The organism is Paenibacillus sp. J31P13 (genome assembly GCF_056269295.1).
In genome coordinates this window covers 255469-268064 of record NZ_JBWDNR010000007.1, presented here as the reverse complement: position 1 = coordinate 268064, position 12596 = coordinate 255469, and the positions used below count along the sequence as shown (strand labels likewise).

General features: G+C 46.0%; 7 protein-coding genes and 12 tRNA genes. All 19 read left to right on the top strand.

The window, feature by feature from the left end:
• Nucleotides 1-190 precede the first annotated feature (190 nt).
• The 19 genes from AC0YOD_RS22270 (at nucleotide 191) to AC0YOD_RS22180 (ending at nucleotide 12582) form a co-directional block, all read left to right on the top strand.
• Nucleotides 191-266 (top strand) — tRNA-Asn (locus tag AC0YOD_RS22270).
• 4 nt (nucleotides 267-270) lie between these two features.
• Nucleotides 271-346: transfer RNA gene (locus AC0YOD_RS22265), tRNA-Thr, on the top strand.
• A gap of 42 nt (nucleotides 347-388) precedes the next feature.
• Nucleotides 389-463, top strand: a tRNA-Glu gene (locus AC0YOD_RS22260).
• Between the two features lie 28 nt (nucleotides 464-491).
• Nucleotides 492-567 (top strand) — tRNA-Val (locus AC0YOD_RS22255).
• A gap of 9 nt (nucleotides 568-576) precedes the next feature.
• A tRNA-Gln gene (locus AC0YOD_RS22250) sits at nucleotides 577-650 on the top strand.
• Nucleotides 651-661: 11 nt separating this feature from the next.
• A tRNA-Lys gene (locus AC0YOD_RS22245) sits at nucleotides 662-737 on the top strand.
• Nucleotides 738-751: 14 nt separating this feature from the next.
• A tRNA-Leu gene (locus AC0YOD_RS22240) sits at nucleotides 752-836 on the top strand.
• A gap of 56 nt (nucleotides 837-892) precedes the next feature.
• Nucleotides 893-975 (top strand) — tRNA-Leu (locus AC0YOD_RS22235).
• Nucleotides 976-1382: 407 nt separating this feature from the next.
• The gene (locus AC0YOD_RS22230; RefSeq protein WP_475801521.1) at nucleotides 1383-3818 is read left to right on the top strand and encodes a phosphodiester glycosidase family protein; all 2436 of its coding nucleotides are present in this window, start codon (nucleotides 1383-1385) and stop codon (nucleotides 3816-3818) included.
• 196 nt (nucleotides 3819-4014) lie between these two features.
• Nucleotides 4015-4872, top strand: a complete 858-nt coding sequence (locus AC0YOD_RS22225; RefSeq protein ID WP_475801520.1) for an ABC transporter ATP-binding protein — start codon at nucleotides 4015-4017, stop codon at nucleotides 4870-4872.
• A gap of 180 nt (nucleotides 4873-5052) precedes the next feature.
• Nucleotides 5053-5127 (top strand) — tRNA-Gly (locus AC0YOD_RS22220).
• Between the two features lie 6 nt (nucleotides 5128-5133).
• Nucleotides 5134-5210 (top strand) — tRNA-Arg (locus AC0YOD_RS22215).
• 33 nt (nucleotides 5211-5243) lie between these two features.
• Nucleotides 5244-5320: transfer RNA gene (locus tag AC0YOD_RS22210), tRNA-Pro, on the top strand.
• 15 nt (nucleotides 5321-5335) lie between these two features.
• A tRNA-Gly gene (locus tag AC0YOD_RS22205) sits at nucleotides 5336-5409 on the top strand.
• 478 nt (nucleotides 5410-5887) lie between these two features.
• Nucleotides 5888-8692: a phosphoenolpyruvate carboxylase gene (gene ppc / locus AC0YOD_RS22200; protein ID WP_475801519.1), complete on the top strand. Its 2805-nt coding sequence runs from the start codon at nucleotides 5888-5890 to the stop codon at nucleotides 8690-8692.
• 167 nt (nucleotides 8693-8859) lie between these two features.
• Nucleotides 8860-9999, top strand: a complete 1140-nt coding sequence (locus AC0YOD_RS22195; protein ID WP_475801518.1) for a S1C family serine protease — start codon at nucleotides 8860-8862, stop codon at nucleotides 9997-9999.
• A gap of 264 nt (nucleotides 10000-10263) precedes the next feature.
• Nucleotides 10264-11193 (top strand): EamA family transporter, encoded by a 930-nt coding sequence (locus AC0YOD_RS22190; RefSeq protein WP_475801517.1) that lies wholly within the window; start codon nucleotides 10264-10266, stop codon nucleotides 11191-11193.
• Nucleotides 11190-11756, top strand: coding sequence for an RNA polymerase sigma factor SigW (sigW, locus tag AC0YOD_RS22185; protein WP_475801516.1), 567 nt, complete (start codon nucleotides 11190-11192; stop codon nucleotides 11754-11756). Before AC0YOD_RS22190 ends, sigW begins: the two co-directional genes overlap by 4 nt.
• A 181-nt stretch (nucleotides 11757-11937) precedes the next feature.
• Nucleotides 11938-12582, top strand: coding sequence for a zf-HC2 domain-containing protein (locus tag AC0YOD_RS22180; protein WP_475801515.1), 645 nt, complete (start codon nucleotides 11938-11940; stop codon nucleotides 12580-12582).
• Nucleotides 12583-12596: the final 14 nt, after the last annotated feature.

Sequence of the window (12596 nt, the reverse complement as noted above, 5' to 3'; positions counted from 1 at the left end):
AATACTAATCGGTCGAGGGCTTATCCTAAAAATGGTTTGCTGTGACCCATACATCCAGCAGACAGTAGCTTTAAGGCTTCAGCAGCCTCTATCTTTCATATCCAGTTTTCAAGGCGCAAACCTTGATTTTCAACCGTACCTCTTTTGTTGTTGATTGTCCTAAAGACATTTCAATACAAAAGCACAACGTTCCCTGATAGCTCAGTTGGTAGAGCACTCGACTGTTAATCGAGTTGTCACAGGTTCGAGTCCTGTTCGGGGAGCCATTATGCTCTCATAGCTCAGTAGGTAGAGTGCATCCATGGTAAGGATGAGGTCACCGGTTCGAATCCGGTTGAGAGCTCCAGATTACTTTCAACTGTGTGGTACAAGCTTCAATTAATAGTATGGCCCGTTGGTCAAGCGGTTAAGACACCTCCCTTTCACGGAGGTAACAGGGGTTCGATTCCCCTACGGGTCACCAATTTCCCTTTTTGGGAAGCAACAATCCTGGAGGATTAGCTCAGCTGGGAGAGCATCTGCCTTACAAGCAGAGGGTCGGCGGTTCGATCCCGTCATCCTCCACCATATCGCTGCTGGGGTTTAGCCAAGCGGTAAGGCAACGGACTTTGACTCCGTCATCTCAGGTTCGAATCCTGAATCCCCAGCCATTTTATTTCATGAGTCATTAGCTCAGTTGGTAGAGCACCTGACTTTTAATCAGGGTGTCGTAGGTTCGAATCCTACATGACTCACCATTTTTCTTTACCACGCGCGTATGGCGGAATTGGCAGACGCACCAGACTTAGGATCTGGCGTTTCACGACGTGGGGGTTCAAGTCCCTCTACGCGCACCATATTTTCTTTAAAGCTTCAAAGGCAATAAGAACTAAATAGGTTTTACGTACCACGCGCGCGTATGGCGGAATTGGCAGACGCACTAGACTTAGGATCTAGCGGGCGACCGTGGGGGTTCAAGTCCCTCTACGCGCACCATATCATTAAACCCTTGGCGAACAAGGGTTTTTTGCTGTTTAAATAGCTGAAATATATAGTGGATTATAACGATATGGAGAGAAAATGTTGAGCGTTGACCCTATTTTAGGGTTAGAGCTCAACATTTTTTGCTATAACGGCCTTAATAATTAATGGATACAGCTCATCAATAGGATGAAACATATATGTAATTAACCATTAGAGGGATGAATGGCAGAGTACTGAAGAGTAAAGGTCATTATTATTTTATGCTTGTAATTAAAAATATTTAGCTCGTTAAGTAAGAGTGATCATATCCTTTTTTGCTTGTATGCTATGTTCGAGATACCCTTCATTTTGAAGATAGTCTTGTCGATATAGTTCATTGGGACTATATGGAATCTTTGTTAACGAAGGAGATTGGGAATATGCGATTACAGGCAGGCAAATGGGGATTAAGAGGGCTGATCTTTTGTTTAATAGCAGCTCTTGGGTTGAGCTATACGGGTAATAGTGGAGCAATGATTTCTAGAGATGATTTTACTGTAGAAGCAGCTAATGATAGTCAACCAACAGGATCGAAAGCTTCAGCCTATAATGGTGCAGAGATTGAATATTGGCGATTTGCAGCGGAAGGGACACTTTTCCCAGCACTTGCGCTTACCAATGGCAAGCTGTTCGCCGCAACAGCTAACGGATGGGTTTCTGTACTAAATAGCGAGGGCAAAGAGCTGAAACGATTGAATACTTATACAAGCTTGTCAGCTCCTGCAACTAATGGGCGTGGAAAAGTATTTATCGCTGGAAAGAGCGCTCGACTCTACCAATATGACGAAGAGGGCAATGGCGGGCAAACAGGCATCTTCTATTTTAAAAGTAAAAAAGAAGATTTGCAGCCATCTGCAGTAGTCACAGATGGAGATGGATTGCCTTACTTCGCCTATCAGCATGGCATTCTATCATTGGACCAAGAAGGTGCGAAGCAATCGGCACTGCTGCCTGAAGGGGTTAGCGTGAAGGAGCTTGCCGCAGGTAAGAGCGGCGCTTATGCTCTGGGCAGCGATGGCACGTTGTATGCCGTGCAGGGAAGCACGGTTTTGTGGCAGGCGGCGATGGAAGAGCCGCTAAGAGGGGCGAAGCTGATCGCCGACAAGAGCAATGGCGGCGTCATGCTGCTTGCGGGCAAAGCAATTGCTGCGTATGAAGCGGACGGAGTCGTCCGCTTCAATCGCGAGCTTGCGGCAGCGCCCGCAGGCGGGTGGACATCCCCGGTGCTTCTGCCCGGGGATGCAGGGGCTGTCGTTGCCGCTGAGCTGAGCGGCAAAGGCATTGCTGCATTCCGCCTAAGTGATGGGGCGGAACTATGGCGCATCAGCGCAAGCGGGGCTGGAGGCTTTGGCCCCGCTGCGCTGACGCCGGACCGTACAGCCGGCCACGTACTGGCCGGCGCGCGTTCCGGCGCTGTGTACGCCATCGACGGCTCAACCGCGTCGATAGCGCACACCTATAGCGGCAACGCCGCGGTTCCCGCGAGCGGCGTTACGCCTCTTAGCAGCGGACGAATTGTTTACACGTCCGCCAACAAGCTAATCGCAGCGGGGCCTTATCGCCCCGTAGCGGTCACTTATGCAGCGGCGTCTATTAAGCTGCCGCTGGACACGAGGCTCCTGCTCACGGACAAGCTGAAGCTGTCCGCTCCAGTCGCAGTAAGCTACCGTTCCGATAATCCAGCAGTCGTTCGCATCAATGATAAAAGCGTGGTTACCCCAGTAGCTGCGGGTAAAGCCAATTTAATCGTGGATGTTACAACGAGCGGCTTTAAAGGCCAGCTTAAGCTGCCAGTACAGGTAACAGCTTCGGCTTCCAATCTTAAGGTGAAGCAACAGTCAATGAAGGTAAGTGTCTCAGGCAAGTCTTATACGGTTCAAACCGTCACCATTCCGAAGGGTATGCCTGTAACGGCTGGACTCGCAAGCCGGAAGGTTGGCGTGGTGCAGTCGCTTGGAGATATAGCAAAGAGTTATGGCGCTGATGCAGCTATTAACGCTACCTATTTTGAGGCATATGGGGGAATACCGGAGCCATACGGCACTGTTATTTTGGATGGCAATGTTGAGCATATCGGTAATACGGGAACAGCAATCGGTTTTACATGGGATGGGACAGTTGTCATGGACTCGCTGCGAGTTAAACTACTAGGCGGAACAAATGGCTCCTTTAAGTCACCGAATAACTGGTACGCGTATTTTATTAATAGGACCCCAGTAGCTGGGGGCTCATCTGCCATCATGTTTACGCCAAAACGAGGAGCGAAGATTGGTTTCGCAATGGGTACTGCTATTACCGTACAAAAGGGAGTCGTCACAAAAATAAGCAAAAAAGAAAATGTCAGTATTCCGTCTGATGGTTATGTCCTGGTCTTCACCGGCTCTGAAGAAAAGCTGGCTGCGCGCTTTCAAGTGGGCACAACCGTGGACTATAAAGTAGAAATGACGAATCTGAATGGTCAGTCCATTAATTGGTCTCGTGTTCATACGGCTGTTGGTGTCGGTCCTAGGCTCGTGAAGGATGGGAAGCTGGCAATCAATCCGGCAGGAGAAGGCTTTAGCAGCTCGAAGATTTTAACTGACTCTGCCACGAGAAGTGGGATCTTAGTCAAGAAGGATGGAACCATTATCATCGCAACGATACCGAAAGCGACGATAAAACAATGGGGTCAAATCATGCTTCAGCTTGGGGCTTATCAAGCCATGAATTTGGACGGGGGCGCATCCTCAGGGATGTATGCTCAAGGGAAGCTTATTACGGTACCCGGCAGGCTAATTAGCAACGCTCTTGTGTTCGGAACTAAGATGAAGTGGTAATTTAGCTGCAATATATAAGAAGGCCGTCCATTTGGGCGGCTTTTCTTATATATAAACATTGACATATCTGTTGAGAAATAATATCATCAAGATGTGAATGATAATCGTTATCAATTATTATTAATGAATAAATGCCATATAAATCACATTATGTAGATGGTGTCTGCCCCCGGCAGCGGAAGGAGTGTGTATATCAATGATTCGTCTAACAACTTCAGGTCTTCATATCGGATATGATGATCGTCTAATTGTTGAAAACTTAAATATCGCAATTCCACAAGGTAAAATTACAGCACTTGTAGGAGCAAACGGTTCAGGGAAATCGACGATTTTGAAAACAATGGCTCGTATAATGAATCCCTCCGAGGGCAGTGTACTTCTGGACGGCAGGTCCATACATAAGCAATCGACGAAGGAAGTCGCGAAGCAGCTTGCGATTTTGCCGCAAAACCCTACTGCGCCAGACGGACTTACAGTTTCCGAACTTGTATCCTACGGACGTTTTCCTTATCAAAAGGGCTTTGGATCGCTTAGCAAGGAAGATAAAGCTATGATTCAGTGGGCAATCGAAGCAACAGGAATGACTGATTTTGCGGATCGTCCGGTAGATCAGCTCTCAGGCGGTCAGCGTCAACGTGCCTGGATCGCGATGGCTTTGGCACAGGAAACCGATATTTTGTTCCTAGATGAGCCAACTACGTTCCTAGACATGGCACATCAACTTGAGGTGCTGCAGCTGCTGCAAAAACTGAACGCAACCAGTAATCGTACGATCGTAATGGTTGTTCATGATTTAAACCATGCTGCTCGTTATGCGCATCATATGATTGCAATTAAGAAAGGCAATGTTGTTGGCGAGGGTCAGCCTACAGAGGTTATGACACCTGATATTTTGCGAGAAGTATTTAATATTGAAGCAGACATCGTTACGGACCCACGTTCGGGTGTTCCGCTTTGCTTGCCTTATGCGTTAGCAAGTGAGTCAAACGTAGAGAAAATGGAATTCAATAATGATGCGAGATATTTGAAGCCACTTGCGGCTGCAGGCGCATAATCGCCTGCAGTCAAGCAGTGACTTTAATGTCGTTTTCCGCATAAAATCAACGTTTTTTACCCCCTTTAAAAATAATTTAAAACTTTTTTAGAAAAACAGTTGCATTTTATTTTCGGAGGTGATATATTATTACTTGTCGCCGCGACATTGCATCACACGAACGGCTGACATGAACGACATGCGGAAGTGGCTCAGCGGTAGAGCATCGCCTTGCCAAGGCGAGGGTCGCGGGTTCGATTCCCGTCTTCCGCTCCAACATACGTGCCCTTAGCTCAGCTGGATAGAGCGTTTGACTACGAATCAAAAGGCCAGGAGTTCGAATCTCTTAGGGCACGCCATTATCCATCAACAGACGCAGTTTATTTACACCTCGGGACGTAGCTCAGCTTGGTAGAGCACCTGGTTTGGGACCAGGGGGTCGCATGTTCAAATCGTGTCGTCCCGACCACTTTTCACTTTTTATGCGGGTGTAGTTCAATGGTAGAACTTTAGCCTTCCAAGCTAATAGCGTGGGTTCGATTCCCATCACCCGCTCCAACTAATTAAACCCGAAAGCCTTGCGCAGCAAGGCTTTTTTTGTATTTTTCTTTAAGCTTATTCAAATTTGAATTCTACATAATCCGCAAGATTATTAACATGGTACATATTTAACTAGTCATGCGATTCAAATGAAAAAGGTAAATCAAGGGTTTAAAGATATTGGGCGTGAAACGCTGACATATTGTCTTATCCTTTCCCTGTATAGAATAGTTTGAATATTTTTATAACAAAGCGGGTTCTCCTAACGGAAGACTCTGCTTTGTTTTTTATATGGATTGGCTTCGGGGCTTCAACCCTGTAGATTTTTGTAGTATGATAGTAGAAGTCAAAAAACGTTCATATATACGTATAAACTTTTGAAGCGGCTTTTTGCTTCACAAAATCAAGTAAATGCTTTCGAAGCGGATTTTTCGCAAATACAAAAGCAAATGCTTCCGAAGCGATCTTTTGCTTCGCAAAATTTAGGAGGAACAGTATGTCGGATCAAACTGCATCTACTTTGACGACAAACCGTCCGCAAGCAAATAATCTGTTGCGACGCGATGTCCGCTTTCTAGGTAATATTCTCGGCGAGGTTCTTGTTCATCAAGGCGGACGCGAGCTGCTTGAAATCGTAGAGCGCATTCGTGAACAAAGCAAGGCGCTTCGCGCTGAATTTGTACCGGAGTTATTCGATCAATTCAAAGAAAACGTGTCTTCTCTAAACCCGGAAATACGTCATCAAGTTATTAGGGCGTTTGCGATTTACTTTCAGCTCGTTAATATTGCCGAGCAAAATCACCGGATTAGACGGAAAAGAGACTATGAGGTTTCAGCCGGCGAATCCGTACAACGCGGCTCCATCGAAAGTGCTGTTCAGGATTTGAAAGAACGCGGTATTGCGATTGAAGACGTTCAAGAAATTATGGGCAGTATTTCTCTAGAGCTTGTTATGACTGCACATCCGACCGAGGCAACTCGTCGTGCGGTGCTCGAAATTCATAAGCGGATTGCCGGCGATGTAATGGAGCTGGACAACCCTACCTTAACGTATCGCGAGCGTGAGAAGCTGCGTGAGAAACTCATGAATGAGGTTCTTATTTTGTGGCAAACCGATGAGCTGCGCGACCGCAAGCCAACCGTTATTGATGAGGTTCGCAACGGTTTGTATTATTTTGATGAAACATTATTCGAGGTATTGCCAAACGTCTATGAAGAGCTTGAGCGCTGCTTGGGTAAATACTATCCAAACGAGAGCTGGCATGTGCCGGATTATTTGCGTTTTGGATCATGGATCGGCGGCGACCGTGACGGAAATCCGTCCGTTACCTCTAACATAACTTGGGAAGCTCTTACGTTGCACCGTCAACTAGCGCTTCGCAAATACGAAGAGAAGCTTACTGAGCTTGTCGAAATGCTCAGCTTCAGCACAAATCTTATTGAGGTGTCAGCAGAGCTTGAGGAATCCATTCGTTTGGACCGCCAGCATGTTGAACTGAAATGCGTAGATTTGTGGAGAAATACGAAGGAGCCTTACCGTATTAAGCTTGGCTTTATGCTAGAGAAGCTAGCTAATACACGCGATGAATCGCTTAAGGGTTCACCTATGCGTTATAACAATCCAAATGAGCTTCGTGAAGATCTGCTTGTTATCGATCGGAGCTTGCGCAATCACTTCGCTGACTATGTTGCTGATACAGCATTGGCTAAGCTTATTCGTCAAGTTGAGCTGTTTGGCTTCCACTTGATGACGCTGGACATTCGTCAGCATAGTCAAGAGCATGAGAATGCAATGGCAGAAGTTTTAGCGAAAATGAATGTGGTAGCTGATTATGCTTCCCTTTCAGAAGCTGAGAAAACAGATCTTCTTCACCGCCTGCTGAATGATCCGCGTCCACTGACTTCCAGTCACTTGGATTACACGGCATCCACACGCGAGTGTTTAAATGTGTACCAAACGATCTACAATGCACAACAAGAATTTGGTGTGAACTGTATTTCGAGTTACTTAATCAGTATGGCGGAAGCTGCAAGTGACATTCTTGAGGTTATGGTATTCGCGAAGGAAGTGGGTCTGTTCCGCAAGGAGTCAGACGGTACTATTCGTTGTACCCTTCAATCGGCGCCATTGTTTGAGACGATTGATGACCTGCATGCTGCTCCAAGCATCATGAGAGAATTGTTCGAGTTGCCGATTTATCGTCAAGCGGTTCAAGCTGTAGGCAATCTGCATGAAATTATGCTTGGTTATTCCGACAGCAACAAAGACGGCGGAGCGGTTACGGCGAACTGGGAACTTCGTGTAGCTATGAATGAGATTACTGCGATAGGTAATGAATATGATGTTAAAATGAAATTTTTCCATGGTCGTGGCGGAGCACTTGGCCGCGGCGGAATGCCGCTTAACCGCAGTATTCTTGCGCAGCCGCCGCATACAATCGGTGGAGGCATTAAAATAACAGAGCAGGGCGAGGTGCTTTCCTCTCGCTATTCGATGCAGGGTATTGCGTACCGCAGCCTAGAGCAAGCGACTTCGGCGCTTATCACTGCAGCACGGCTTGCAAAATATCCTGAGCAAGAGCATGACGCAGAGAAAGAATGGGAAGAGATTGCTCGTTCGATTTCAGAGACTGCGCTTGAGAAGTATCAGGATCTTATTTTCCGTGATCCGGATTTCTTGACTTACTTCAAGGAATCGACACCGTTGCCTGAGGTTGGCGAGCTGAACATTGGTTCTCGTCCGTCAAAACGGAAAAACAGTGATCGCTTCGAAGATTTGCGTGCTATTCCATGGGTATTCGCATGGACGCAAAGCCGCTATTTGCTACCGGCTTGGTACGCTGCAGGTTCTGCTTTCAAAGCATATATTGGTGAAGACGAGAACAAGCTGGATACACTCAAAACGATGTATGAGCACTTCCCGTTCTTCCGCTCATTGATTGATAATCTACAAATGGCGTTAGGCAAAGCGGATCTTGTTATTGCCAAAGAATATGCAGATATGATTAAGGATAAAACAATCCGCGATCGTATTTTCGTGCAAATAGAGCAGGAATACAAGCTGACTTCAGAGCTGATTCTAAGCATTACAGGCCAAACGGAGATTTTGGATAACGTTCCAGTTATTCAAGAATCTATTCGTCTGCGCAACCCATATGTCGATCCGCTCAGCTACATGCAAGTACAGCTGTTGACCGAGCTTCGCGCATTGCGTGACAACGACGGGGATGATCAGGAGCTGCTTCGTGAAGTGCTTCTTACCATCAACGGAATTGCCGCAGGTCTTAGAAATACGGGCTGATCCATTTATAGTGGATTTATGCTTTATAGAAATGCCAATCATGGATTTAAATCCATGATTGGCATTTTTTCTTATGTTCCTTTATAGCCCGCTTAAGTTTGGTTTAAGGTACATCCTTCATGATAGGTATATAGGAAATAGATACTTACCTTGAAAGGATGATAGACATGAACGAAGACAACAAACGCGAAGCGGATAACAATAATAACTCTACGACCAACCTTAATGGTTCAACAAACTCGACTCCGATAACTACTTATATTTATGAATCTCGTAAATCTACAGATGATTTAAAATCCTCTTATGAGAAAGAGCTTGGCCTGAAGATTGATATGATGAACTCATCATTAGGGGGAGGGAAGCGTTCAAAACGGAGCGCTGGTGGTTCAGCTAGAACACTGCTAGCTTCTTTCCTCATAGGTGCTACAGTAATCGGCGGCTTCTCCTACATGGCGGATAAGAATAATCTATTCAGCGGCAGCACTCAACCAAGCACAGGTGTCAGCACGACAAATGGTTCCGCACAAAAAGATGCAGGCTTATCAACGGCTTCGCTCTCAACAAGTGAAGATATCGCTTCGGTATATGAGGCGGCAAGTCCAGCGGTCGTCAAGATAGAAAATTATGCTGCTGCGGCTCAGCGAGGCAGCATAATGGACGATTCCACACTCCGTCAATTTTTTGGAGGTAATGGATCGGGCAGAGGCGGAAGCGGGCAACAGCAACAAGAGCAGCAGCAAGAGCAAGGCAGCACAGAGCTTGTGTTGTCCGGTTCAGGAACAGGCTTCTTCTTTGAGAAAGAAGGCTATATTCTAACCAATGAGCATGTTATTGCCGACGGCAAAGAAATTAAGGTGACGGTACAAGGATATGACGAGCCTCTAGTGGCTAAAGTATTAGGTTCCAGCTATGACCTAGACTTAGCTGTGCTAAAGGTGGAGAGTCCTGACGGCAAAGACTTCCCTTCGCTAAAGATTGGCGATTCTGACAAAACCAATATAGGTGATTGGGTCATCGCAATTGGCAACCCTTACGGTTTCGATCAAACTCTGACAATGGGTGTGCTGAGCGCTAAGGAACGTCCAATCACAATTGCAGATGAGCAGGGTGAGCATCAATACGAGCATCTTCTCCAAACGGATGCATCCATTAACCCCGGAAATTCTGGCGGTCCGCTTCTCAATGAGAATGGAGAAGTCATCGGAATTAATACAGCAGTAAATGCTGAAGCTCAGGGTATTGGCTTTGCAATCCCAACAACAACGATTTCGAAGGTACTGGAGCAATTGAAGACAAATCGTTTATAATAATAGTTGACTGATACTTAAAAGATACAATAGAGGTCTAGAAGCCGCATGGTGAGTGATGACAAGAGAAAGGTGCTTTGAACAAAGGCGCCGCTATCCTGGAATTTCCTGCCTATGACGGTTTCAAGGCCTCTTTTTGACTCTTTATCATTTATATCCCAGTCGCAAGTCGAATAGGAAACTAGCCTTAGGTCGATTGCTGATAGAGCGCCAAACGTATATAATTGTCAGAATGGTTTGCGTATGATCGGGAGGATGGCTTCAATGAAACAAGCATCGGGCTATTGGTTAGCGGTGTTCATGGTCTTATTTGGTGCAGCGAGCTATGGCATTCTTTCACCTATAATCAAGCTTGCTTATGATGCAGGATTTAGCTTTCAACAAATTACCGTTCACCAGGTTGGAATTAGTGTTGTGCTGCTGTGGTTGATTGTATTGCTGCGTCCGAAGCTATGGCGCAATCCTTTTCAGCGGGGCAAATGGTTCATGCTGGCGATAATTGGAATTTTTGGTCTGTGCATGACAACTATTTTTTATAATCTTTCTTTACAGAGACTGGAAGCTTCTTTCTCGATAGTCTTGCTTTTTCAGTTCATGTGGATTACGATTTTTTTAGAGTGTATATGGTTTAGACGGTGGCCAAAGCGGCAGCAAATTGTCGCGATTGTTATCGTAATGGCTGGTACGCTGCTAGCTGTTGGATTGTTTGAGCAAGATATCTTTAAAGGAATTGATATCGCTGGCATAGGCTATGGCTTAGCAGCAGCGGTCACATATAGCTTGTTTTTGTTTTTGACAGGAAGATTGCAAAATGATTATGATCCAGTCATGAAATCAGCGATGATGATGACGTTCGGATTTATCGTTATCGCTCTGCTCTACGGTTCTAAGGCATGGGCGGGAGAGAATGAGCTGACGTTGCTCGGCTGGGGGGCTATACTGGCGCTTATGGGCAGCGTTGTACCTGCTATTTGCTTTAATGCAGGTATTCCAAGGATAGGAAGCGGGCTAGCCTCCTTACTGGGTGCTATGGAGCTGCCTGTGGCAGCAATAAGTGCTTGGCTTATTATTGGAGAGCAGCTTAGCATGGGAATGGTAATCGGAGTTTTACTTATATTAGCCGGAATTATGATAGCGGAACATACTGCGAGACAATCGGTTGAACGAACGGAAGGTTTGGAGGAGTTAAGGTGAATGTATTGGAAGCACGCCTGGCGCGATTAGCGCTTAAAGGCGATCAGCAGGCATTTGCTGAGCTTGTAGACCTCTATCAAGATAAGCTCTTTCATATGGCGTATCGTATGTTAAACAGCCGCCAGGAGGCTGAGGATGTTGTTCAAGATACGTTTCTTCGCGTGTACAAAAACTTGGATCGATACGATGATACGTTAAAATTTTCGACATGGATATACCGAATAGCAACAAATCTATGTATCGATCGACTGAGAAAGCGCAAGCCAACCTATTCCCTTGATGCGGAATCAACAGAGCATGAAGGGTTAGACGGATATTCCATGATTCCAAGTGATAATCGCACACCGGAATCGGAGCTGCTGCTATCTGATACGCAAAGAATTATTCATGGGGCAATTGCATCGCTGCCACCGAAGTACAAGACGGTAATGATGCTTCGATATATGCAGGACCTATCTCTTCAAGAGATCGGCGATGTACTGGACATGCCTGTAACGACTATTAAAACACGCGTGCATCGGGGACGGGAGTTTCTCCGTAAGAAGCTAGAGCACAAATTATAGAATTTGCGACGAATAGTAAGGGGAGGAACTCGTATCTAGAGGAATATAAGCATAATAACAGGAGAAAAAACAATTATGTCTTATATTTTTAAAAAAAGTGAAACATACCTTCCCGCACAACGTATCCTAATAGCGAGAATAGAACTTATGCGCGAGCAATGGAAAGAAAGGACTGGCTGCTATGAATTGCAACGTCGCCATCGTATGGATGCATGACTATTTGGACGGTGAGCTGTCGCGTGAAGATATCCTGACGTTAAATACTCATTTACTATCCTGTCCGGCTTGTCGCAGTCGGTTTGATCAACTCCAGATGACGGACGCTGCGGCGTTCCAGACTTTAGAGGCGGTTAAACCTGCCATGGATTATGACAAGAAGGCATCAGAGCAATTAACGCAAAGGATTATGCAACAGTTGCCGAAGCAGAAGAGCAAGCAACGGAACGGGGTCGTTAGGTTTATTTTTCGTTACCCGGGTGTTACCGCTGCTGCTGTATTTGTACTCGTTATGCTTGGAAGCTTCTTCACGATGTGGGAAGAGGACAACAAGCTGGTCGTAGCCGGCCAAGGCGAGGATCTTCAGCACGTCATTATAGAGGGAACGACCGTAACTGTACCGGAAGGCGTGCATTTACACGGTAATTTGACTATAGAGAATGGAATAGCAGATGTTAAGGGTGAGATAGACGGCAACGTAACCGTTATCGATGGTACCTTAAATCTAGCTTCTACAGGTCATATTGCAGGACAAAGCCGCACAATCGATCAAGCGTTGGATTGGTTTTGGTATAAGGTAACGCAAACTTTTAGCGGCAACGTGCGTTAATCCAAACAGCCTCC

Bases quoted from the DNA above. Each gene is read 5' to 3' on its own strand.
- AC0YOD_RS22230 (WP_475801521.1), top strand. From the start codon at position 1,383: ATGCGATTACAGGCAGGCAAATGGGGATTAAGAGGGCTGATCTTTTGT.
- AC0YOD_RS22225 (WP_475801520.1), top strand. From the start codon at position 4,015: ATGATTCGTCTAACAACTTCAGGTCTTCATATCGGATATGATGATCGT.
- ppc (WP_475801519.1), top strand. From the start codon at position 5,888: ATGTCGGATCAAACTGCATCTACTTTGACGACAAACCGTCCGCAAGCA.
- AC0YOD_RS22195 (WP_475801518.1), top strand. From the start codon at position 8,860: ATGAACGAAGACAACAAACGCGAAGCGGATAACAATAATAACTCTACG.
- AC0YOD_RS22190 (WP_475801517.1), top strand. From the start codon at position 10,264: ATGAAACAAGCATCGGGCTATTGGTTAGCGGTGTTCATGGTCTTATTT.
- AC0YOD_RS22180 (WP_475801515.1), top strand. From the start codon at position 11,938: ATGAATTGCAACGTCGCCATCGTATGGATGCATGACTATTTGGACGGT.